Genomic DNA, 22,648 nt, shown 5'->3' with positions numbered 1-22,648 from the left:
CCTCAGATTAGTCGGGCGCAACTGCCGACCACTGGACCGAAATTTCGCCCAAGCGCCAACGTTTTTTGTCGCCGATAAGCGGCCAACCGGCCTCAGCAATATGCCGGCACGCGGCAACCCAACGTTGTGAGGCACCAAAAGCTCCAAGGCCAGCGTTGGTCTGCCAGGCCAAATCAAGAGCCTTCAAGAAATCGTGAATTTTCTCGCCCGGCAAATTATGGTGAATCAAAGCCTTCGGAAGGCGTTCGGCAACCTTGCTCGGTAAATCTAATTCGTTGAGTCGAAGTGAAACCGTGAGGCTTAGTGGGTGGTGTCTGTCTAGGGTCACCCAACTTGCGAGTCGACCAATTTCATCGCAGGTTCCTTCAATTAGAAGCCCTTGTGGTGAAAGCCGAGCCTGCATGGTCGACCAAGCTGCAGCAACCTCGCTCTCGTCATATTGACGCAAAACATTGAACGCGCGAATGATGTCGGCATGTGTGGCAAGGCCGCTAGGCAGTGGCACTTCAAAACCGCCATGTGTGAAGTGCAGGTGATCGTTAGCCACGGCTAACCCCCGATCGACGCGCTCACGATCAATCTCGATTCCAATTACGTGAACATCCGAGTTGATTTTTGAAAGTCGCTCTCGAAGCTCAACCGCAGTGGTTGGGCTGGCACCAAAACCTAAGTCGACAACAATCGGTGATTCGAGGCGGCGAAGAAGTGGCTGGGCTGCGATAAACCGGTCGATGCGACGAAGTCGGTTGGGGTTGGTTGTGCCCCTGGTGATTGTGCCGAACGGCTTTTTGATTGCCACGGATACCAACCTACCTGAACGCTAAACTTGGCATTATGACTGCGAAATACACATTGATTCTTCTTCGTCACGGAAACAGTGACTGGAACCAAAAAAACCTATTCACCGGTTGGGTAGATGTTGACCTCAGCGACCAGGGTCGCGAAGAGGCAAAGCGCGCTGGCGAATTGCTAGCTGAGTCAGGCCTAAAGCCAGACTTGCTTTACACCTCACGCCTAAAGCGTGCGATCAACACTGCGCACATTGCACTAAACGCTGCTGACCGCAGCTGGATCGACGTTCAGCGTGACTGGCGCCTAAACGAGCGTCACTACGGTGCACTTCAGGGCAAAGACAAGGCTCAGACCTTGGCAGAGTATGGTCCAGAAATGTTCCAGACCTGGCGTCGCAGCTTTGATGTTCCACCACCGCCGATCGATGACAATGACCAGTACTCACAGGCTCACGATGAGCGCTACGCAGATCTTGGTGACAACATTCCAAAGACTGAGTGCCTCAAGGACGTTCTCGAGCGCATGCTGCCATTCTGGCTTTCAGACATTCAGCCTTCGCTAAAGTCTGGCAAGACCGTTTTGGTTACCGCACACGGAAACTCACTTCGCGCCTTGGTAAAGCACCTAGACAACGTGTCTGACGAAGACATCGCTGAATTGAACATTCCAACTGGTATTCCTTTGGTTTACCACCTGGATGAAAACTTCAAGCCAGTGGTTGCTGGTGGCGAGTACCTCGACCCAGAGGCTGCCGCAGCCGGTGCAGCTGCAGTTGCTGCTCAGGGTGCAAAGAAGTAATTGCAACTTAAATAAAAAGAAGGCCTCCCAATTGCGGGAGGCCTTCTTTTTAATTGGCTATTCGCCTTCGTGCCACTCTCCGGTGGTCAAGTATGAAACCTTGCTTGAGATGTCGACAACGTGGTCGGCAAAGCGCTCGTGGTAGCGGCTGGCCAAAGTCACGTCAACGGTGAACATCGCGTTCTCTTTCCAGTCGTCAGCAAGAACAACATCAAAGACGTGACGGTGAAGTTCGTCGATACGTTCATCCTGGGCCTGAATTTCGCGAGCCTGGTCAACATTGGTGTTGCGAAGAAGTTCAGTAACCTTTGACGCTAGTTCGACATCAAGGCGACCCATCTCTTCAAAGGTGCCAACCAGTGATGCAGGGATAGCTGAACCAGGAAAGCGGTAGCGAGCAATGGCTGCAATGTGACCGGCAAGTGCACCCATGCGCTCGAGCGAAGCCGAGATTCTCAATGCAGAAACCAAGATGCGCAGGTCGCGTGCCACCGGTGACTGACGCGACAAAATGCGAATGACAAGCTCGTCTAGGGCGAGTGCCTTGCTCTCATTGCTCTCGGCCATTCCGATCGCGCGCTCGGCAAGCAGTGCGTTAGAAGTAGTGAATGCCTCGGTTGCATCCTTGATGATGTGAGTAACCGATTCGGCAATTTCAACCAATCGACCCTGTACTTCAGCTAGTTCTTTTTGGAACACTTCGCGCATGCTGCTTCTCCTTTTTACAGTTATCTAAAGTGAGGTTGCCAGCAGAAGGTGAACAAACGTAAAACTCCTTGTGAATAGCCATCGAATACCACCCAATAACGCGTTCACTCGCTTAACTCGGTCGACGCCATCGCCTACTCTTAAAACATGATCACCTTCACTGAGTTGTGGACTTCGGCGTTGCTTGCCTTTGTCACCGGTGGAGTAGCCGTTGGTGTAATTGGCTGGACCACTATCAAGACCAACCAGGCTCAGAAAAAATCAAAGGCAATCCCAGATGGCATTGCTAGCGCACTGCACGCATTGGCTTCGGCCGGCCTAGTTCTAGATTTTGATAACCGAATTGTTCGCGCGACTCAAAGTGCATTTGCTTTGGGTTTGGTCAAGGGTCAAACCTTGGTGCATCCAAAGTTGGTTGCCTTGGTCGACAAAGCTCGCGGTGTCAAGAAACCAACCAAAGCGCGCGGTCGCGACTTGCAACTGATCACTGAAATTGGCCAGACCACCCTTTGGGTAAACGCTCGAGCGCTTCACCTCGGTGAGGGCTATGTGTTGTTGCTGGTAGAAGATCGAACCGAATCGCACAACCTTGAAGAAACCCGTCGCGACTTCGTAGCCAACATTTCACACGAGCTCAAGACCCCAATCGGTGCAATCAGCCTGTTGGCTGAAGCAATTCAATCTGCGGTTGATGACCCTGAGCAGGTGGCTCACTTTGCTGCGAGCATGTCAACCGAATCGCAACGCCTGGCCGAACTAGTTCAAGACATCATTCAGCTCTCGCGCGTGCAGTCAACCGAGGTAGCGGGTCAGACTAAGACCGTAAATCTTGTCGATGTCATCGCCGAGGCGGCTGACCGAAACCGAGTTGCCGCCCGCAAAAAGAAGATTGATATTGATGTCATCGCTCCTGACGCACTGACCGTATTCGGTGATGAAGAGCTTCTCAAGACCGCGGTTAAAAACCTCATCGAGAATGCAATCGTCTATTCAGGGGACGAAAGTCTTGTTTCAGTGAAGTTGCGTAAGCACAAGGGTGTAGCTGAAATCTCAGTGAAAGACGCTGGCCCAGGAATTTCAGAAGAAGACCAAGAGCGAATCTTTGAGCGCTTCTATCGCGTTGACCCAAGCCGCTCACGTCAAACCGGTGGAACCGGCCTTGGTTTGAGCATCGTCAAACACATCGCTCAAAAGCACCTGGGCGAGATCACTATCAAATCCAAACTTGGCAAGGGTGCAACATTCACCCTTCGCCTTCCGATGTCAACCACGGCAATTGAAGCAACAGGGAGCAAGAAATGACTCGAGTACTAGTCGTTGAAGACGAACAGTCTCTTCGCGAGCCACTGGTCTACCTGCTAAAAAAAGAAGGCTTCGACGTTATCGAAGCTGATGATGGCACCAAGGCGGTAGAAGCATTCGCCCAGGGCGGTGTTGATTTGATTCTGCTCGACCTAATGCTTCCTGGCATGAGCGGCAATGAAGTTTGCCGCACAATTCGCCAGACATCCCAGGTGCCAATCATCATGTTGACTGCCAAAGACAGCGAGATCGACAAAGTAGTGGGCCTCGAAATTGGCGCAGATGACTACGTGACCAAGCCTTACTCAAGCCGTGAGCTCCTTGCTCGCATGAAGGCCGTGCTTCGCCGTCGCGGTGAGGCCCCGAGCATCGAGTCTCAGGCAGCCGGTGTGCTCGAGGTGGGTGCGGTTCGCATGGATGTTGATCGCCACCAGGTTTTCGTCAACAACGAGAAGATTCAGTTGCCGCTAAAGGAGTTTGAACTTCTTGAGCTGCTGCTAGAAAATGCCAACCGAGTTCTAACCCGCGGCCAGATCATTGATCGAGTTTGGGGCGCGAATTACTTTGGTGACACCAAGACCTTGGATGTTCACATCAAGCGCCTTCGCTCAAAAATTGAAGAAGACCCTGCACGCCCAGTGCACTTGCTCACCGTTCGTGGGTTGGGTTACAAGTACGAGGTTTAGAGCCAAAATCTTAGAAACACAAAAAAGCCCCACCGAAAATCGGCGGGGCTTTTTTGACGGAAAAATTATTCGGTGGCGTCAGCCGCAGCGTCTTCGCCGGCAGATTCGATACCAGCAAGCTCAAGGTCAAAAGCGTTTAGTGCGGCGAATAGGTCGGCGTAATCTGGCTGGTTTGGGTTTAGCGATGGAATGTTGATGGCAACTCCGTTTTCGCCACCCTCAACCAAGAAGATCTGCGAAACAGCGCCAGGTGCAGCACCGAGCTCAGCGAACACTGGTGCTGAGCCGTTGTAACCAAGGTCTAGCTTCTGGCCAGGTAGAAGAACGAATGAAACTTCTTTTTTCTCAGCCAAAACTGCGTCGGTGTACTGAATGGTCACCTTGTGTGACTTGAGGTCGGTGTTTACCAGCGAGCCGAAAATAGCTGAGCCATTTTCGCTTTCTAGGTAAAGAAAGTTGAGAGCCTTGACATTGCCAAGATTTGCCTGTGAACCTTCGCTAGGCGCGTATTCGGTTTTTGAAGCAATTGGGGTCATGAAAGTGCAACCTGCGGTGCCAAGCATCAATGATGCTGAAAGAGCAACTGCTGCAAACTTGCGGATAGACAATTTTCCTCCTGAGAAACGCTGAATAGCCCTTCTAGTTTACTCCTATCTAACGGGGCATCCCTGTGGTAAAATTGTGGTTTCTGAAGGGAATCAGCCACATGAAGTACAAAGTCGGCGAAACTGTCGTTTACCCTCACCACGGAGCAGCTCTAATCGTTGAGGTTGCTGAGCGCACCATCCGTAACGAAAACAAGCTTTACCTACAGTTGAAGGTTGCCCAGGGCGACCTCACCATCTGGGTTCCAGCTGAGAACGTCGACATGGTCGGTGTTCGTGACGTTATCGACAAAAAGGGTGTTCAGACTGTTTACGGCGTTTTGCGCGCTGAGTTCACCGAGGAGCCAACCAACTGGTCGCGTCGATACAAGGCCAACCTTGAGAAGCTTGCTTCAGGCGATGTCGTGAAGGTGTCTGAGGTTGTTCGCGACCTTTGGCGCCGCGACCAAGACCGTGGCCTTTCAGCTGGTGAAAAGCGCATGCTTGCCAAGGCGCGCCAGATTCTAGTTTCAGAGCTTGCTCTTGCTCACAAGACCAACGAAGAAAAAGCGTCGGCCGAGCTAGACACAGTTCTGGCATCTCCAGGAGCTTAATTACAAAATGACCAGTCGCGATCTTGCGGTGGTCGTAGTTGCTGCGGGGTTGGGCACACGACTGGGTGCCGATAAACCTAAAGCCTTTGTAAACCTGGCCGAAAAGCCACTGCTGCAGCACACCCTCGAGAACGTTGCCGAGGTTGTTGCCCTTAGTCAAGTCATCATCGCTGTACCTGCCGGCCACGAAGAGCAGACCGCTCTACTAGCCGATGAAGCGCTGGCAGGCAAAGAAGTTCGATTCGACGTGGTTGTCGGGGGCGAATCTCGTCAGCAGTCAATCGCTAATGCACTAGCAGAGCTTGATGAAACCGCGCAGGTGGTTTTGGTTCACGATGCCGCCCGAGCACTCACTCCATCCCAGTTATTTGAACGAGTCGCAGCAGAAGTTCGCCGATCAGGTGTTGCAGCTTTGCCGGTGATGCGAGTGGTTGACACCATCAAACGCGTCGATGACGAAATTGTGCGCGAGACTATCGACCGCGACAGCCTTCGTGCCGCGCAAACTCCTCAGGGTTTCGTAGCTAAAGATCTGATAGAGGCCTATTCCCTTGCCCAATATGAATACACCGACGATGCTGCACTGGTTCAAGCGCACGGAATTCAGGTCAATGCTGTTGCCGGTGATGCTCGAGCATTCAAAATCACAACTTCTGAAGATTTGGCAGCGGCTGAACTTCGATTCGGTGGTGGCATGCGCACCGGAATCGGCACCGATGTTCACCGATTCACCGAAGACAAATCAAAGCCGCTGTTCCTAGGCACCGTAGTTTGGCCGGGCGAGCGCGGTCTAGATGGGCACAGCGATGGTGATGCAGTAAGTCACGCCATTGTTGACGCGCTGCTTTCAGCTGCCGGGCTCGGAGACATTGGCTCGAACTTTGGCGTAGACCGCCCGGAATTCGCTGGTGCCAATGGCGAGGTGTTTATCCGTGGCGCACTTGAACTGCTCGATTCAAAGGGCTATCAGGTTGAAAACGTTGCAGTGCAAATTATCGGAAACCGGCCTAAGGTTTCGCCGAACCGCGAAAAAGTTGAAGCAACACTTACTGGCCTAATTGGCGCACCGGTAACTCTCGGCGCAACCACCACCGACGGCCTTGGTTTTCTTGGCAACTCAGAGGGCGTAGCTGCAGTGGCTACAGCGCTGATTTCGATCGCAAAGGTAGGCTGACACCGTGACCTTTAGCCTTTTCGATTCGCGCACCCAGAGCCTTCGCGCCTTCGTTCCATTGAACGAGGGGCAGGTCGGAATCTACCTTTGTGGACCAACCGTTCAGGGTCTTCCTCACGTGGGCCACCTTCGATCAGCTCTGGTCTATGACCAACTTCGTCGCTGGTTAGAAGTCAAAGGCTTCGACGTAACCCTCGTGCGCAACGTCACCGACATCGACGACAAAGTGCTTGAAAACGCAGACAATACTGGCGAAGAATGGTGGGCTCTGGCTTACCGTTTCGAAGTCGAGTTCAACAAGGCCTACTCGCTTTTGGCAATCAAGCCGCCAACTTATGAACCGCGAGCAACTGGTGCTATTCCTGAGATGATCGCCCTGATCGAGCGTTTGATTGAGGCAGGTTATGCCTATCGAGCCGAAGATGATTCGGCGAACGTTTATTTTGCGGCCGACAAATGGGCTGATTATGGCGAACTAACCAATCAGCGAATTCACGACATGGATGCTGATGCTGAAGCAGACCTTCGCGGAAAGCGCAGCCCTCACGACTTTGCCCTCTGGAAAGCTCAAAAATTAGGCGAGCCTGAATCAGCAGCTTGGTCAACCCCATTCGGCGAAGGCCGTCCGGGTTGGCACATTGAGTGTTCAGCCATGGCCACAAAATATCTCGGCAGCAACTTCGACATCCATGGCGGCGGTCTTGACCTTAGGTTCCCGCACCACGAAAACGAGCTTGCCCAAAGCCGTGCAGCCGGAGACAAGTTTGCAAACTATTGGCTACACAACGGGCTAGTGAACGTTCAGGGCCAAAAGATGTCAAAGTCACTTGGCAACTCCATCTTTGCCGCCGACCTGCTTGGTCAGGCAAAGCCGGCCGTCGTGCGTTATTACCTTGGCTCAGCCCACTATCGTTCGGTTCTCGATTACCACGATGGCGTTTTGACCGAGGCCGAGACCGCGTTCGGGCGAATTCAAAATTTTGTGTCGCGAGCACAGCGCAGCCTTGGCGATATTCACCTGGGTGCGCAGGTCATCGACTACCTTCCCGAAGCGTTTATTACCGCCATGGATGAAGACCTTGCCATTCCGGCAGCACTGGCTTCACTTCACGACACTGTTCGCGAGGGCAACACCGCCCTAGACTCAAATGATCAGGCTGCGCTTCTAAAGGCTGCCCAGTCGGTTATAGCGATGCTAGATGTTCTTGGCCTTGACCACTCGGATGCAAATTCTGGTGACAACGGAGAATCAAGAGTGCTCGACGCACTCATCCAAGGTTTAATTGCCGAAAGAAATGCAGCTCGTGCTGCAAAAGACTTTGCGCGTTCAGACGCGATTAGAGATCAACTAAAGGCAGCAGGTGTCTCAATTGAAGATGCTGCCGACGGAACCCATTGGAGTGTAATTTAAATGGCTGGAAAACCAGGTCGCCCAGGCGCCGCTAAGGGCAAAAAGGGTATGCGCGTTGGTACCGGAGGTCACGGAAAGCAGGCTCTAGAGGGCCGCGGACCAACACCAAAGGCCGAAGATCGCCCGTATCACAAGGCATACAAGGCCAAGGCTGCAGCTGAAAAGCACCGTGCAGCAACTGGCGCAACCCCGATTCGTCGCGGCGAGTTTCTAGCTCCTGCTGCACGCACCGCAGGTTCTGCCGGAGCCGCTGCGCGCAGCGGCCAGCGAGTTGCCAAGGCTGCCGACGCATCTGAGGTGCTGTCAGGTCGCAACTCTGTTGTCGAGGCGTTGCGCTCAAAGGTTCCTGCAACCGCACTATTCATCGCCGCTCGTATTGAGATGGACGACCGAGTCAAAGAATCTATCAAGATTGCCGGCTCACGCGGTATCGCGGTGAATGAAATCACTCGCCCTGAGATGGACCGCATGACCGGCTTCGACTCAGTTCACCAGGGCATCGCGCTTCAGGTGCCGCCATACAAGTACCAGCACCCAATGGAGCTTCTCGACCTAGTACTTTCACGCGGCCAGAAGCCTCTTTTTGTTGCCTTGGATGGAATCACTGACCCTCGCAACCTTGGTGCCATCATTCGTTCGGTCGCCGCTTTTGGTGGCCAGGGAGTCATCTTGCCTCAGCGCCGTTCAACCGGTGTTACCGCCTCAGCTTGGAAGACCTCGGCTGGTGCCGCGGCTCGCGTGCCAGTTGCTTTGGCTGCAAACCTGAACAGCACTTTGAAAGAGTTCAAGAAGCGCGGTGTGTTTGTTGTCGGTCTAGACGGAGACGGCGACATGAGCTTGCCCAACTTTGACCTAGCCACCGAGCCAGTGCTTCTAGTGGTTGGTTCTGAAGGCAAGGGTCTTTCGCGCCTAGTTACCGAGAACTGTGATGCAGTGCTGTCGATTCCTATCGCCCGCGACACTGAGTCGCTGAACGCGGGTATTGCAGCGTCGGTGACCCTGTATGAAATCTCAAAGCGTCGAGCAGCTCTAAAGCGATAAGCGCCTAAAAAGGAATCCCCTGAACCGAAAGGCTCAGGGGATTCCTTCTTAAGGTCTAGACCAGATCTCTCCAGTCAACTTCTTCATCATCTTCAGCAACCACGATGGTTCCGCGAGGAATGGCATCTGGCAAAGTGATTAACTCGGTTGAAGTGCCAAGATACGACTCTTCTTCACGTCGATAACGCAATACGTTTTCTACATAACTAGAGACTGCATCCTGAAGCGGAACATCCTTGGATTCTTTTTCAGACATGTACCAGCGGTGTTCAAGAACCTGGTGATAAATTTCAGCTGGTTCAAGCTTGCCGGCAAGTTCTTTTGGAATCGAAGTGATGACCGGCTCAAAGGCGTTGCTCAACCACTCGTGGGCAAGCACCTCTTCGTCGGCACCTGGTCGCGGGTGATCAATGCGGTATTGGTCAAGGTCGTTGAGTAGGCGACGAGCCTGGTTCTCTTCAACATCTAGGCCAGTTAGGCGAATCAATCTGCGTTGGTGGTGGCCGGCGTCGACAACCTTTGGCTGAATTTTGACAGTCGAGCCTTCGCTATCAGTCTTGATAGCCAGTTCTTCGATGTCAAAGCCCAGTTCATTCAGCTTTGAAACACGACGGTTGATCTTCCAGCGGTCATCTGACTTGAAGGTCTCAACACCGGTCAAGGCCTCCCACAGCTCGCGATACTTGGCGACGATGCGTTCGCTGGTGGCCAACGCATCAACTCCAGGCGCTGCGTGACCACTGGCGATCAGATCCATCAATTCGCCGGCAATGTTGATGCGGGCAATTTCTAGATCGTTCTCGCGTTGACCGTTTGAAAGACCAGAGTCATACAGGTGGCCAGTTTCGGCATCTACCAAATAAGCGGCGAATGCACCGGCATCGCGACGGAACAGGGTATTTGAAAGCGATACATCGCCCCAGAAGAAACCGGCAATGTGCAGGCGAACCAGCAACAGGGCCAAGGCGTCAACTAATCGGGTTGCGGTGTCAGGTCTTAGACCCTGTGACCACATGGCGCGATAAGGCAATGAAAACTTCAAGTGGCGTGTAATCAAAACGGATAGCAGTGGCTCGCCATCCGTGGTTTCACGATTGTTGATGATTGCGAATGGCTCAACGCAAGGTACGTCAAGCTTGAGCAGCAATTTCAACATGTCGTATTCGCGCTTAGCGAGCTCGGGGAGCGTCTCTTTGATAGCGATTACGTGGTCGTTTAGATGGGCGAAACGAACAGTGTGGCGGCTCAAACCCTTAGGTAAAGCTGCGATGTTCTCTTTCGGCCAGTCCTCCAATGGCAAATGCCACGGTAGATCCAGCATTGCTGGTTCTACCGTGGCAGCCGTGATGTCTAGTGAACTCACTTATTAGTTAAGGCGCTCGCCAGTTTCAACGTCGAAGATGTGAACGATGCCGCCGTCAGCCTTCAAGAAGACCTTGTCGCCAGCGTGTGGGTGAACACGACCGTCAACACGTGCAACAACGTCTGCTTCTGCACCGTCGATTGAGGTGTGACCGTATAGGTAGCCATCTGCACCAAGTTCTTCAACAACGTCAACCTCGACGGCAATGCCCTCTGACTTGGTAACGGTGATGTTCTCTGGGCGGATACCAACGGTGACCAACTTAGCCTTGGTCTTCGCTAGTACAGACTTTTCAACCTTTAGAACGGTGGTGCCGAACTGCACGCCACCCTCAACGATTGGAAGCTGTAGAAGGTTCATGGCTGGTGAGCCGATGAAGCCTGCAACGAAAACGTTTGCTGGCTCGTCGTATAGTTCCTGAGGAGTAGCAACCTGCTGCAGGATGCCGTCTTTCATAACTGCAACGCGGTCACCCATGGTCATAGCTTCAACCTGGTCGTGGGTCACGTAAACAGTGGTTACGCCCAGGCGACGCTGAAGCGACGCAATCTGGGTGCGGGTCTGAACGCGTAGCTTCGCGTCAAGGTTTGAAAGAGGCTCATCCATAAGAAATACCTGAGGCTTGCGAACAATCGCACGACCCATGGCAACGCGCTGACGCTGACCACCAGAAAGGGCCTTTGGCTTGCGGCTTAGGTATGGCTCTAGGTCAAGAAGCTTTGCAGCCTCTAGAACGCGCTCTGCACGCTCTTCTTTGCTAACGCCAGCGATCTTTAGAGCGAAGCCCATGTTCTCGGCAACGGTCATGTGTGGGTACAAAGCGTAGTTCTGGAAAACCATCGCAATGTCGCGGTCTTTTGGTGGGGTCTGAGTTACGTCGCGGTCACCGATGCGGATTGCACCTGAGTTGACGTCTTCTAGACCAGCCAGCATGCGCAATGAGGTTGACTTTCCGCAACCTGATGGGCCAACAAGAACCAAGAACTCGCCGTCGGCGATAGAGAGGTTCAGCTTGTCAACTGCTGGGCGGGTGCCACCTGGGTATAGGCGGGTGGCGTTATCGAATGTTACTGATGCCATTTTTTCTTATTCCTTCACCGGCAGGTACGTGCCGGACGATCCGTAGTGATAGAAACATCAACAGCGACGCTGCTGATGAACTTCATTATGGCATCAGAGGGGCCTGCGGTTAGACTTGAAAGCCTGACTGTCACCATATTGTGACTAACTGATTGAGGACTCAATGACACCGAACCAGAACAGACCAACTCGCAGCGAGCAGCGCGAACAGGCCCGTGCAAAGGCCCGTGAGCTTCGTGAGCAGCACAAGAAGAACGAAAAGCGCAAGCGCAACATCTTGTTTGCCGGCGGTGGTGCTGCAATTATTGCCGCAATCGCAATCGTTTCAATGGTTGTTGTGCAGGGCGCAAACCAGGTGCAGCTAACCCCAAAGAACATGTCTTTTAACGACGGAATCAAGATCGGCCTCGAGGCTAAGGCTTTCACCGAAACCCAGACACCAGCCCCAGACGCAGATGTTCCAAACATCGTCATGTATGTCGACTACCAGTGCCCAATTTGTCGTGACTTTGAGAACCCAAACGCATCTCAGATTGAGAGCTGGGTCAAGTCAGGCTCAGTAACCCTAGAAATTCACCCGGTATCGTTCCTAGACAGCCGTGCTTCTTTGAACCAATACTCAAGCCGTGCCGGCAACGCTGCTATCTGTGTTGCTGAATATTCACCAAACAGCTTCTTGGCCTATAACAACCTGTTGTTTGCGAACCAGCCAGATGAAGGCACCGCCGGCCCAGACAACGCTGAACTTGCTGACCGCGCCAAAGAGGCAGGGGTTTCAAACCTGGAGCAGATCACCAGCTGCATCAACAACAAGAGCTTCGGCAGCTGGGTTGAAAGTGCCACCACTCGCATTCTGAACGAGATGGTTCCTGGAACCGAGATCAAGATGGGCGGCACTCCAACCATCGTTGTGAATGGCAAGCAGTATGCGTTTGCAACAGCTGAAGAGCTAGCCAGCCCGGCTCGCTTCGCTCAGTTTGTGCAAGAAGCTTCAGCTAACTAAGCAAAAATCTTCCAGACCTTATAGGCTGGACAGGTTGCCTTCGGGCAACTGGCCGACTTGGCGCAATTGGTAGCGCACCTCACTTGTAATGAGGTGGTTAGGGGTTCGAGTCCCCTAGTCGGCTCAAAAGAAAAAGGACTCCCAAATGGGGGTCCTTTTTTCATAAAGTCATTAAACGCTCTTGAAAGTTACGCTGACCGAGTTGATGCAGTATCGATCGCCGGTCGGGGTTTGCGGTGCATCTTCAAATACGTGGCCTAGGTGGCTTCCGCAGTTTGAGCATCGAACTTCGGTGCGAACCATGCCAACGCTTCGATCCTCAAGTAGTTCGACCGCGTCACCGGCTTTTGGTTCATAAAAACTTGGCCAGCCACAGTGAGAATCAAATTTGCTTTCACTGGTGAAAAGTTCAGCCCCACATCCTCGGCAAGAAAACGTACCAACGCGTTTTTCTTCAAGAAGTTCGCCCGTATAAGCGCGCTCGGTTCCGGCTTCTCGCAGAACGTGATATTCAAAATCGGTCAGTTCTTCGCGCCACTGTTCATCAGATTTCTCAACTGGATAGTTCATGCCCCAACCTACTTCGCCTAAAATTGAAACTGCACTTCTTAGTGCCTCAAAGATAAGCAGGATTCATGGCTAAAAAGTTCCCACTCGACGAATTTGATGCAGCATCAGTTCACGGTGGTCGCCATCGCGCTCGTCGCACTGGCAAAGATCGAGCCTTGGAATGGGTAAAGATTTTTGGTGCCGGAATTTTGGTAGCAGGAGCTGCCTGGGGTGTTTTGAAATTTGCTGACGCATCTAGCGTTTTTGAAGGCGTCATTACAAATGCATCGCCAAGCCCAACAGCAACCGAAGACGCTCGCCCGGGTGTTGCCGTAGTCGATGGCTCAGGCAAAACTGACGATACCAAGATTGCCGCTGGTCAATTATTCGCTGCAGACCTTGAATCTGCTGGTTTCAACGTGCTCAACTGGAGCGCGCTTGAAGATGCTGACGGAAAACCAATCACCATCGAAACTTCAACAATTGTTATCACCGACGAACTTTTCAGGGCAGAAGCCGAAGAAATGGCCAAACTGCTCGGCTCGCCTCTGGTGACTGTTTCAGATCAATTTGCCGGCCCGATCACCATCGTTTTGGGTACCGAATACGAAATTCCGGTAACTGAATAGTTATAACCGTTCGATAAACACTTGGCTTTTTGCCTAGATTTCTCTAGGTGATTACATTTTGCAAGGCTAGTGTTGTAAGTGGTCGTAGCAGTACACGTAGCACCAGCTCTTTTCTATGCGACTCGCTCTGAGAAATTATTTCAGACGTCGTTATGTAACAGGAGTAAAAAACAAATGGCACAAGGTACCGTAAAGTGGTTCAACGCTGAAAAGGGCTTCGGCTTCATCACCCAGGATGGCGGAGCAGACGTATTCGTACACTTCTCAGCAATCCAGTCAGATGGCTACAAGGAGCTAAAAGAGAACCAGCGCGTTGAGTTCGAAGTAAAGAACGGCGACAAGGGCCCACAGGCTGACGCAGTTCACGTAATCGGCTAAGACCCTTAGATCTTTTACAAAATCACCCTCCCTTCGGGGAGGGTGATTTTTTTATCCCAGGATGTTCGCCAATAGCGGTTAACCCTGTTTGCACTCTAGGGGTGAGAGTGCCAAAATAGTCATTAGCACTCAAACGTACCGAGTGCTAAATACTTACAGGAGATTGAACCTAAAATGGCAAAAATCATTCACTTCAATGAAGAGGCCCGTCGCGGTATGGAGCGCGGTCTTAACATCCTTGCTGACACCGTCAAGGTAACCCTTGGCCCTCGTGGTCGCAACGTAGTTCTAGAAAAGAAGTGGGGCGCCCCGACCATCACTAACGATGGTGTTTCGATTGCTAAAGAGATCGAGCTAGACGACCCATTCGAGCGCATTGGTGCAGAACTGGTTAAAGAAGTTGCCAAGAAGACTGACGACGTAGCCGGCGACGGAACCACCACCGCAACCGTACTTGCTCAGGCATTGGTTCGCGAAGGTCTTCGCAACGTTGCTGCCGGTGCTGACCCAATCAGCCTGAAGCGCGGCATCGAGAAGGCTGTTGCAGCTGTAACCGTAGAACTAATTGCAAACGCAAAGCCAGTCGAGACCAAAGAGCAGATCGCGGCAACCGCGTCTATCTCTGCAGGCGACACCCAGATTGGTGAGCTAATCGCTGAGGCAATCGACAAGGTTGGTCGCGAAGGCGTAGTAACCGTTGAAGAGTCAAACACCTTCGGCATTGAGCTAGAGCTAACCGAAGGTATGCGCTTCGACAAGGGCTACATCTCGGCTTACATGGTTACCGACCCAGAGCGTCAAGAAGCAGTTCTTGAAGATGCCTATGTTTTGATTGCAAACTCAAAGATCTCAAGCATCAAAGACCTTCTACCAATCGTTGACAAGGTTATTCAGGCCAACAAGCCGCTTTTGATCATTGCTGAAGACATCGAGGGTGAGGCACTCGCTACCCTGATCGTCAACAAGATCCGTGGCATCTTCAAGTCAGTCGCTGTTAAGGCACCTGGCTTTGGTGACCGCCGCAAGGCAATGCTTCAGGACATCGCAATCTTGACTGGTGGTCAGGTTATCTCTGAAGAGGTTGGCCTAAAGCTAGATGCAACCACCCTTGACCTACTTGGTCGTGCGCGCAAGGTTGTTATCACCAAGGATGAAACCACCATCGTTGAAGGTGCTGGCGACCAGGACATGATCGCTGGTCGTGTTGAGCAGATCCGTCGCGAAATCGACAACTCTGACAGCGACTATGACCGCGAGAAGCTGCAGGAGCGTCTAGCCAAGCTTGCCGGCGGTGTAGCAGTAATCAAGGCTGGTGCAGCTACCGAGGTTGAGCTTAAAGAGCGCAAGCACCGCATCGAAGATGCAGTTCGCAACGCCAAGGCTGCTGTTGAAGAAGGCATCGTCGCCGGTGGTGGCGTTGCATTGCTTCAGGCTGGCAAGACTGCATTCGAGAAGCTAGAGCTAACCGGAGACGAAGCTACTGGTGCAAACATTGTTCGTGTTGCTATCTCAGCTCCGCTAAAGCAGATCGCAATCAACGCTGGCCTAGAACCTGGTGTTGTAGCAGAGCGCGTTGCAGGCCTACCTTCAGGTGAGGGTCTAAACGCAGCTACTGGCGAATATGTTGACATGCTAAAGGCTGGCATCAATGACCCAGTGAAGGTGACTCGTTCAGCACTGCAGAACGCAGCTTCGATTGCTGGTTTGTTCTTGACTACCGAAGCTGTTGTTGCAGAGAAGCCAGAGCCTGCTGCTCCGGCTGCTGCACCACAGGGCGGCATGGACTTCTAAGTCGATTCATAAAAAACGGGCAGCCTTTCGGGGCTGCCCGTTTTTTATGTCTTGCCGAAGGCTGGTGCATAATTGAATTAGTTGCGTTCGCAACTATATTCGAAAGGCATCATGCAGATTCTGGATAAGTTTCTAAAGCTTCGCTCCTTTGTAAACCAGGTTGAGTCACGCCTCGATAGCGGTTTGGTCTACGGTGTGAGTTTCAACGAATTTGTGATCATGAGGGCCTTAGTAGCGGCCGATTCTGAAGGCATGCGCAGAAGCGACCTTGCGGCGACCGTTGGTCTTAGTGTCTCTGGCCTCACGAGAGCGCTACAGCCGCTCGAAAAGCTTGGCTACGTTGAGCGCCGCGATGCACTGGTTGACGCGCGTGAGCGTCGCGTGGCACTTTCTAAAACCGCTGCCGCGCTTTACTCGGACATTGAAGCCAACGTGCTCAGCCGCCTAGCTGACCGCGCTGATGAAATTACAAAAATAACCGCTGATTAGCGAGTTCAATTTCGCTGTATTGACTTGCCGCCATCGCAAGTGCCTGGCCAATATCACTTAGTTGATTCTCGACTTGACTGGCAGTCACTCGCCATCGACTGGCTAGCTCTTGAAAACTGTTTGCGGCAAGGCCTGTCCATGAGGATTGCAGCGCGTTTAGTTGGCCCAACAGCGCAGTGGCCTCTTGGTTGAGTATTTGAATGCTGTTTTGAACGGCACTGTTGGCAACCAGAACCTGGTCGCTATCTACGGTGAATTGAGTCATGGAGTCAGTGTGCCGAAAGCATGCGTGATTTGGGCTTGATCTGGCAAATCTGTGAATAACTAGGCCGGAAGCGACACTCGGAACGTAGCGCCGCCGCCTTCGGTTTCGATTGCAACGATGTTGCCGCCATGGCGCTTGACGATGCTCGAAACAATCGCCAAACCAAGGCCCGAGCCACCAGTTTCGCTATTGCGTGAGTTGTCGACGCGATAGAAGCGCTCAAAAACTTTGTCTCGCAACTGCTCAGGAATTCCTTCGCCGTGATCGCGAACATCGACAATTACAAACTTTTTGCCGTCAACTTTTGCGCTGTCGTCTAACACGATTTCAATTGAGCCGTCTGCCGGTGAAAAACGCGAAGCATTGGCCAACAGATTTGTGAAAACCTGACGAATTGCATTGGCGTCAACGTTTGCCATAAGCGATTCATCGGCAGCAAAGTCTTCACCCGAAGCATGAATCACACGGATGCTCTGCCCTGCTGCTGCAACGCTTGCATCCATGGCGCTGTCGTGGGCTAGCGATACCAAGTTGGTCGGGGTCTTTGTTGGGGCTGCGCCTTCATCCATGCGCGTAAGGGTCAAGAGACTCTCGACGAGGCCGGTCATTCGCACCGCTTCGCTCTCAATTCGACCCATTGCCTCGGCAATTTGTTCAGGCTTTTTCAGCGCACCCATTCGGTAAAGTTCGGCATAACCTCGAACAGAAACTAGGGGAGTGCGAAGCTCGTGGCTGGCATCAGAAACGAAACGACGCATTTGATCTAGGGTTGCGTTGCGATTTTGCATGGCACCGTCAATGCCATTGAGCATGCTGTTAAGTGCACGATTTAGACGCGCAATTTCAGTGTTGCCCGGTCGCTCAATGAGCCGCTGGGATGTATCGCCGGCGCTCACCAGCTTGGCGGTGCGCTCAACCTCATTCAGCGGTCTAAGTGCAGAAGAAATTGTGAACCAAATGCTGAATCCACTGAAGAAGAGCAACAGCAGCCCAAAGCCTAAGCCGATAGAGCCATACATGGTTAGCAATGCACCGTTGGCATTGGTCGGCAGCGCCACAATCAGAGAGCCGGGTCTTGTGGTTAGCGGAACAGCAACCATTCGCCAGCCCTCGCCGCGAACTTCTTCGGCAATCTTTCCGTTGCTGTCAACCTCGAATGGAACACCGCCACTGGCTGCGACAACAGCCGATGTGAAGCCTGTTAGGTTAGGCACTTCGTCTTGATCGCTGGCGCTAGAAACCAAACCAATGATCAACTTGCCCTCAGCGCTCACATAACCGATGTAGAAATCACTCGGCAGGCTCGGCAGGGTCAGTTCACCATTGGCAAGGTGCGCTTCGATTAGCATCGGGTCTTCATGATTCAATACCTCAGCTGTGGATGTCAAAAGCGTGTCAGTGTTCGCCAACAGGTAGGTACGAATCAGTGAGATTGTGCCCATACTCGAAACCATCAAAAGCAGGCCGATGAGAGCTACTGAGAGTGCGGTCAACTTAGAGCGCAGAGAAATGCGCTCCCAAATGCTGCCGAACTTTTCTGACACTACTTGCCGTTCTTGACTGACTTATACATGTAACCAACGCCGCGCTTGGTTTGAATTAGCGGCTCGGAGGTTAGTGGGTCAAGTTTCTTTCGAAGATAAGAAACATAAGACTCTACGATTCCCATTTCACCGTTGAAGTCATACTCCCACACGTGATCGAGAATCTGGGCCTTGGTCAAAACGCGGTTTGGGTTTGACATCAAAAAGCGCAATAGTTTGTATTCGGTAGGGCTCAGGTCAACCGCGCTGTCATTGACGAAGACCTCGTGCGCATCTTGGTTGATTCGAATCTCGCCAACTTCGAGCACTGACTCTTCGACCTCAGCCGCTTTGGTACGACGAAGAATTGCGTTAATACGCGCAACAATTTCATCCAAGCTAAATGGCTTGGTCATGTAGTCATCGCCACCAACGGTTAGGCCGGTGATTTTGTCTTCAGTTTCGTCGCGGGCGGTCAAGAACAAAACCGGAGCATTGATGCCCATCGAGCGAATTTTCTTGGTTACGCTAAAGCCGTTCATGTCAGGCAGCATTACGTCAAGCAAGATGATGTCGGGGTTGCCTTTTTCAGCGGCGTTGACCGCATCGGCACCGTTGGCTACAGCGTGAACGCTAAACCCGGCAAAGCGAAGGCTGGTTGAAAGAAGATCACGGATGTTTGGCTCGTCGTCGACGATAAGTACCTTGATGTTTTCCATACTGAGAGTTTCACAGGTTTATCTGGGAGATTCCTGTGAGTCTGCTGGATGCTTAGAGCTCGAAAGAGTCCATAATTTCGTAGCTATAACCTTGTTCGGCTAAGAATCTTTGGCGGTTTTGAGCGAAGTCTTGATCAATGGTGTCGCGGGCAATCAGGGTGTAGAAGTTGGCCGCGCGACCATCAGCCTTTGGGCGCAAAAGGCGACCGAGGCGTTGGGCTTCTTCTTGACGGCTTCCGTAGGAACCTGAAATTTGAATCGCGACAGATGCTTCGGGCAGGTCAATTGAGAAGTTGGCAACCTTCGAAACTACAAGAGTGGTGATTCGACCATTTCTGAAATCATCGAAAAGTCGCTCGCGGTCTGCAATCGGAGTTTCACCGGTGATTTCGTCAACTTTTAGAGCCGCAGAAACTTCGTGAATTTGATCTAGATATTGCCCAATAATCAGAGTCGGCTCACCTTGGTGCCTAGCCATCAACTGCTTGATTACCGGAATTTTGCTCGAAGAAGTAGCCGCGATCCGATAGCGATCCTCTTGATTTGATACTGCATAATTCAGGCGCTCTTCGTCAGGTAGGTCGATTCGAACTTCAAAACAAGCCGCCGGAGCGATGTATCCCTGCGCCTCGATTTCTTTCCAAGGTGCATCGAATCGTTTTGGCCCAATCAGTGAGAAAACCTCACCCTCTTTGCCATCTTCGCGAACCAAGGTCGCAGTTAGGCCCAGACGCCTTCTCGCCTGCAAATCGGCAGTCATCTTGAAAATCGGTGCTGGCAGCAAGTGCACTTCGTCATAAACGATTAGGCCCCAGTCGTTGGCATTCAAAAGTGCCAGGTGAGCGTATTCACTCTTTCGCTTGGTGGTCAAAATCTGGTAGGTCGCAATTGTGACCGGCTTGATTTCTTTCAAAGAACCTGAGTACTCGCCAATTTCATCCTCGGTGAGTGTGGTTCGGCGAATCAATTCTGACTTCCACTGACGAGCCGAAACCGTGTTGGTTACCAGGATGAGCGTGTTGGTCTTGGCCACGGCCATAGCTGCGGCACCGACGATGGTCTTACCGGCACCACATGGCAGAACAACGACACCAGAGCCGCCATCCCAGAATTTCTCGACTGCCTGGTTTTGGTAGTCACGCACTTTCCACTCACTGGATTGCTGCATTGCAATTTCGTGCGGGGTGCCCTCGGTATAGCCAGCAAAGTCTTCAGCAGGCCAGCCAAGTTTCAAAAGCTCTTGCTTTACCTGGCCACGTGCCCAGGGTTGAATCTTGAAGGCCTCGTTTGAAATTGGGCCATCTAGAAGTTCAGAAATTTTTCGGTGTCGACTCGCTTCGAGCAAAATGGCGCGGTCGGTCGAAAACAATTCGAGTTCGCCATCTGCACCCCGCTGAATAACCAGTCGACCATACCTAGACATGGTTTCGGTGATGTCGGCACGCACAGAACTTGGCACCGCAAACTTGGCATATTTGTCGAGCACACCAAGTACAAAATCAGAATCGTGACCGGCCGCACGAGCGTTCCAAAGCCCTAGACGAGTGATTCGGTAGGTGTGAATGTGCTCGGGCGCACGCTCGAGCTCGGCGAAAATCGCAAGGTCATGACGGGCATCAGCAGCCTGCGGGTGGTCAACCTCAAGCAGAGCAGTCTTGTCGCTTTGAACGATCAGTGGCCCAGTAGTCATCCTTCTAGCCTATTGAATAACTACTCGGATGATGTTGGCTACCGGAAGAGTTCGCTCAATGTCTGCCTTACGGTCTTTGGCGCGAAGGCGGCCGTTGGCAATGCCGATTGGTTCGAGAGTGAAATCAATCTCATCTCCGGCAGCAGATTTCACGGTCACCAGTACCTTGCCCTTGTTTTTAATGGCGAGTTCAATTTGACGAGTTAGGTCATCGCCATCGGGTGAATCGCCTACCTTTGCATCTTGCTCGCGCAATCTAGCAATGTCTTCACGCACTGATTTAGTGGCGCTAACGCCGTCAGCCTGGGCATTAACCTGGTGCGGTGAGATGACCTCGCCTGAGGCATCTATTCGCACCGCTGGCAAACCGATTTCACGCAGCCCAAAATAGACCACCTCGGGTTCAAACCTTGAAACCAAGTCACCGTTTGGCAACGCCTGGATAGCAAAGGGTTTGAGTCGAGAATCGTTCATGATTGACGCAAGTTGCACCACGTCACTCGACCTAATGACTGAGCGAGCGCTGTCGGTGCCAGCTGAAACCGTGAGTTTTTTGAAGCGATTCGCAGCCTCGCGAATTAGGTAGTCAACCGGCTGAGGGAGTTTAGTTCCTGACATTTCGGCGAGCAGTTCGCGAATCTGGTTTTCATCCATGCCGGTTTCAAGACCGTGACTCAGGCTGAGCGCTGAAAGGCGATAGGTAGACGCCACACCAATTTGCTCGGTGCTAACAAAGCGCCGAAGTTGAATCTCGAGGCTGGTTGGCAGCGGGCCGGGAGCAATGATAGAAAGATCGGCTTGCACAATGATGCGATTTTGATTTGCGGGCAGGTGCTGAGTAGCTAACTCAGAAGCTGCTTGGTGTTCACAAACCAGTACCTTGCTGCACCACGAGCTCATCCAGCCGTTTGCAGAAAGGCCCAGCATGGCCGCAAACTTGCTCAACTTGGTTATTTTCGATGACACCGAGTTGTCGGCAAAAGGATAAACGGCCGGTAATTTTTCGCTAAGCGAAATCGGCAGAGTGAGGTTCGAGATAGTCGCGTTTAGTTCTCGCGCAGAGGTGTCGCCAAGCATTTGCCGCCAGACCAAGCAAAGGTGCAAATAGCGTTCGGCCGGGCTCCAGGTGAGCCAAGCATCAGATTGTGGTGTCAGCTGCCAGCGACCGTCTGCGAGGGTGATCAAGTTTGCAAACCTGGATAAGTCGTAAATCTCGCGGGCATAATCGTTGTTCTTGCGCAGGTGATTCGCCAGGCGCTTGAGGTCGGGTAGTCCAACGTTGCGCTTGCCAACCTCGCGCACATAGCGCAGCTCAAGATCAAAAATCAGCTCATTAATTGCTTGCACAGTTTCAAAAATTTCGAGACCAGCATCTCGGTCTACCGTGACCTGATCGGTCGAAGTCTGTTCAGTTACCGAGGTTAAATTTTCACGGATTGCAGGGAACTGCTTAAAGGCTTCGCGAGTGGATTCAAAAGGCTTGAACTCGCTGTCGACCAACATCAATTTGGTCAGTTCGGTTGCAGCTTCGGTTTGTTCCGTAGAACCTGCGACTAGGTTTTCGAGTGCGCGGGCCTGACTAAACGGCAGCCCAGAAATCGCGGCTGAAATTGAGTTTGGCTTTGTTAGTGCCTCGGCTATGTCAAAGAAGTCAACCGCTCCTGAAGCATTAATCATGCGCTCAGTTAAAAGCGTTTCAAGTTGGTCATCGGTGAGCTTGCGCAATGATGCTGCGACTTGCAATAACTCACTCATGATGCCCCCGCAATCGCAAAACTAGTTGCTGCGGTTTTCGCGACTGCGACGTCGAATGTTGAAGACCAACAGCAAAATGATGCAGAGCGCTCCTGCTGCCAAGCCGAACTGCGGGTAGAAAACCATTAGTGGCAGCAGGTTGGTGGCGCCAACGGTTGGGGTTGCTGCGCTTGACGCGGCCATAATCAAGGTGATGATCATTACCAAGACCGAGGTTCCAATCAATCCAGCTGCCATGTAGGCAAGGATGGTTTCGATTCTCGGAGCAGGTGATTCTTTGGGTGCTGAAGTTTGTTTAGCCATC

The 22,648-nt window shown here is 52.3% G+C and carries 24 protein-coding genes and 1 tRNA gene; 13 read left to right on the top strand and 12 right to left on the bottom strand.

Going from position 1 to position 22,648, the window contains the following annotated elements; all coding sequences use genetic code 11:
• Positions 1 to 7: 7 nt before the first annotated feature.
• Positions 8 to 793 (bottom strand): class I SAM-dependent methyltransferase, encoded by a 786-nt coding sequence (locus tag Q0L26_RS06635; RefSeq protein ID WP_296649265.1) that lies wholly within the window; start codon positions 791 to 793, stop codon positions 8 to 10.
• A gap of 41 nt (positions 794 to 834) precedes the next feature.
• On the opposite strand from Q0L26_RS06635, the gene Q0L26_RS06630 reads away from it, so the two are divergent.
• The gene (locus Q0L26_RS06630; protein ID WP_296649037.1) at positions 835 to 1,590 is read left to right on the top strand and encodes a phosphoglyceromutase; all 756 of its coding nucleotides are present in this window, start codon (positions 835 to 837) and stop codon (positions 1,588 to 1,590) included.
• A 57-nt stretch (positions 1,591 to 1,647) separates the two neighbouring features.
• Here Q0L26_RS06630 and phoU read toward each other — a convergent pair whose 3' ends face one another.
• Complete coding sequence (gene phoU, locus Q0L26_RS06625; RefSeq protein WP_296649030.1) at positions 1,648 to 2,298, bottom strand: phosphate signaling complex protein PhoU; 651 nt, start codon at positions 2,296 to 2,298, stop codon at positions 1,648 to 1,650.
• Positions 2,299 to 2,445: 147 nt separating this feature from the next.
• On the opposite strand from phoU, the gene Q0L26_RS06620 reads away from it, so the two are divergent.
• Complete coding sequence (locus Q0L26_RS06620; protein ID WP_296649027.1) at positions 2,446 to 3,600, top strand: ATP-binding protein; 1,155 nt, start codon at positions 2,446 to 2,448, stop codon at positions 3,598 to 3,600.
• On the top strand, positions 3,597 to 4,286 hold the full coding sequence (locus tag Q0L26_RS06615; protein WP_296649025.1) for a response regulator transcription factor: 690 nt from the start codon (positions 3,597 to 3,599) through the stop codon (positions 4,284 to 4,286). Before Q0L26_RS06620 ends, Q0L26_RS06615 begins: the two co-directional genes overlap by 4 nt.
• 65 nt (positions 4,287 to 4,351) lie before the next feature.
• Here the strand turns inward: Q0L26_RS06615 and Q0L26_RS06610 are convergent, their stop codons facing one another.
• Entirely contained in the window at positions 4,352 to 4,894 is a 543-nt protein-coding gene (locus tag Q0L26_RS06610; RefSeq protein ID WP_296649022.1) for a hypothetical protein, read from the bottom strand.
• Positions 4,895 to 4,992: 98 nt separating this feature from the next.
• Here Q0L26_RS06610 and Q0L26_RS06605 point away from each other — a divergent pair, with 98 nt between their 5' ends.
• The 4 genes from Q0L26_RS06605 to rlmB are packed head-to-tail and all read left to right on the top strand — an operon-like array spanning position 4,993 to position 9,110.
• The gene (locus tag Q0L26_RS06605; protein ID WP_296649020.1) at positions 4,993 to 5,484 is read left to right on the top strand and encodes a CarD family transcriptional regulator; all 492 of its coding nucleotides are present in this window, start codon (positions 4,993 to 4,995) and stop codon (positions 5,482 to 5,484) included.
• Between the two features lie 7 nt (positions 5,485 to 5,491).
• A complete protein-coding gene (gene ispD / locus Q0L26_RS06600) occupies positions 5,492 to 6,658 on the top strand; it encodes a 2-C-methyl-D-erythritol 4-phosphate cytidylyltransferase (RefSeq protein ID WP_296649017.1) in 1,167 nt (388 codons plus the stop codon).
• Between the two features lie 4 nt (positions 6,659 to 6,662).
• Positions 6,663 to 8,069, top strand: coding sequence for a cysteine--tRNA ligase (gene cysS, locus Q0L26_RS06595; protein ID WP_296649016.1), 1,407 nt, complete (start codon positions 6,663 to 6,665; stop codon positions 8,067 to 8,069).
• Positions 8,070 to 9,110 (top strand): 23S rRNA (guanosine(2251)-2'-O)-methyltransferase RlmB, encoded by a 1,041-nt coding sequence (rlmB, locus tag Q0L26_RS06590; RefSeq protein ID WP_296649012.1) that lies wholly within the window; start codon positions 8,070 to 8,072, stop codon positions 9,108 to 9,110. It begins immediately after the preceding gene.
• A 55-nt stretch (positions 9,111 to 9,165) separates the two neighbouring features.
• Here the strand turns inward: rlmB and Q0L26_RS06585 are convergent, their stop codons facing one another.
• Positions 9,166 to 10,431 (bottom strand): DUF4032 domain-containing protein, encoded by a 1,266-nt coding sequence (locus Q0L26_RS06585; protein ID WP_296649264.1) that lies wholly within the window; start codon positions 10,429 to 10,431, stop codon positions 9,166 to 9,168.
• A gap of 45 nt (positions 10,432 to 10,476) precedes the next feature.
• On the bottom strand, positions 10,477 to 11,553 hold the full coding sequence (ugpC, locus tag Q0L26_RS06580) for a sn-glycerol-3-phosphate ABC transporter ATP-binding protein UgpC (protein ID WP_296649010.1): 1,077 nt from the start codon (positions 11,551 to 11,553) through the stop codon (positions 10,477 to 10,479).
• Between the two features lie 163 nt (positions 11,554 to 11,716).
• On the opposite strand from ugpC, the gene Q0L26_RS06575 reads away from it, so the two are divergent.
• On the top strand, positions 11,717 to 12,556 hold the full coding sequence (locus Q0L26_RS06575; protein ID WP_296649008.1) for a thioredoxin domain-containing protein: 840 nt from the start codon (positions 11,717 to 11,719) through the stop codon (positions 12,554 to 12,556).
• A gap of 51 nt (positions 12,557 to 12,607) precedes the next feature.
• Positions 12,608 to 12,680 (top strand) — tRNA-Thr (locus Q0L26_RS06570).
• Between the two features lie 47 nt (positions 12,681 to 12,727).
• Here the strand turns inward: Q0L26_RS06570 and msrB are convergent.
• A complete protein-coding gene (msrB, locus tag Q0L26_RS06565) occupies positions 12,728 to 13,126 on the bottom strand; it encodes a peptide-methionine (R)-S-oxide reductase MsrB (RefSeq protein WP_296649005.1) in 399 nt (132 codons plus the stop codon).
• Between the two features lie 65 nt (positions 13,127 to 13,191).
• On the opposite strand from msrB, the gene Q0L26_RS06560 reads away from it, so the two are divergent.
• The 4 genes from Q0L26_RS06560 to Q0L26_RS06545 all read left to right on the top strand — a co-directional run bounded on the left by Q0L26_RS06560 (position 13,192) and on the right by Q0L26_RS06545 (position 16,392).
• Positions 13,192 to 13,734, top strand: coding sequence for a LytR C-terminal domain-containing protein (locus tag Q0L26_RS06560; protein WP_296649002.1), 543 nt, complete (start codon positions 13,192 to 13,194; stop codon positions 13,732 to 13,734).
• A 174-nt stretch (positions 13,735 to 13,908) separates the two neighbouring features.
• Complete coding sequence (locus tag Q0L26_RS06555) at positions 13,909 to 14,112, top strand: cold-shock protein (RefSeq protein ID WP_296649000.1); 204 nt, start codon at positions 13,909 to 13,911, stop codon at positions 14,110 to 14,112.
• Positions 14,113 to 14,286: 174 nt separating this feature from the next.
• Positions 14,287 to 15,903: a chaperonin GroEL gene (groL, locus tag Q0L26_RS06550; protein ID WP_296648998.1), complete on the top strand. Its 1,617-nt coding sequence runs from the start codon at positions 14,287 to 14,289 to the stop codon at positions 15,901 to 15,903.
• Between the two features lie 81 nt (positions 15,904 to 15,984).
• Entirely contained in the window at positions 15,985 to 16,392 is a 408-nt protein-coding gene (locus Q0L26_RS06545) for a MarR family transcriptional regulator (RefSeq protein ID WP_296648995.1), read from the top strand.
• Here the strand turns inward: Q0L26_RS06545 and Q0L26_RS06540 are convergent.
• From Q0L26_RS06540 to Q0L26_RS06515, 6 genes are read right to left on the bottom strand one after another with little or no spacing between them, the layout of a single operon-like run.
• Positions 16,370 to 16,657 (bottom strand): WXG100 family type VII secretion target, encoded by a 288-nt coding sequence (locus tag Q0L26_RS06540; RefSeq protein ID WP_296648993.1) that lies wholly within the window; start codon positions 16,655 to 16,657, stop codon positions 16,370 to 16,372. The genes Q0L26_RS06545 and Q0L26_RS06540 overlap by 23 nt on opposite strands.
• A gap of 59 nt (positions 16,658 to 16,716) precedes the next feature.
• Positions 16,717 to 18,201 (bottom strand): HAMP domain-containing sensor histidine kinase, encoded by a 1,485-nt coding sequence (locus Q0L26_RS06535; protein ID WP_296648991.1) that lies wholly within the window; start codon positions 18,199 to 18,201, stop codon positions 16,717 to 16,719.
• Positions 18,201 to 18,899: a response regulator transcription factor gene (locus Q0L26_RS06530; RefSeq protein WP_296648986.1), complete on the bottom strand. Its 699-nt coding sequence runs from the start codon at positions 18,897 to 18,899 to the stop codon at positions 18,201 to 18,203. The genes Q0L26_RS06535 and Q0L26_RS06530 overlap by 1 nt, the downstream gene beginning before the upstream one ends.
• Positions 18,900 to 18,951: 52 nt before the next feature.
• The gene (locus Q0L26_RS06525; RefSeq protein ID WP_296648984.1) at positions 18,952 to 20,589 is read right to left on the bottom strand and encodes a DNA repair helicase XPB; all 1,638 of its coding nucleotides are present in this window, start codon (positions 20,587 to 20,589) and stop codon (positions 18,952 to 18,954) included.
• 9 nt (positions 20,590 to 20,598) lie between these two features.
• Positions 20,599 to 22,344, bottom strand: coding sequence for a helicase-associated domain-containing protein (locus tag Q0L26_RS06520; protein ID WP_296648981.1), 1,746 nt, complete (start codon positions 22,342 to 22,344; stop codon positions 20,599 to 20,601).
• Between the two features lie 21 nt (positions 22,345 to 22,365).
• On the bottom strand, positions 22,366 to 22,647 hold the full coding sequence (locus Q0L26_RS06515; RefSeq protein WP_296648979.1) for a hypothetical protein: 282 nt from the start codon (positions 22,645 to 22,647) through the stop codon (positions 22,366 to 22,368).
• Position 22,648: the final 1 nt, after the last annotated feature.

This window comes from Rhodoluna sp. (assembly GCF_024641065.1).
Lineage (GTDB): Bacteria > Actinomycetota > Actinomycetes > Actinomycetales > Microbacteriaceae > Rhodoluna.
Note: the sequence above shows the minus strand (reverse complement) of the source record. Positions and strands in the feature narration are given on the sequence as shown.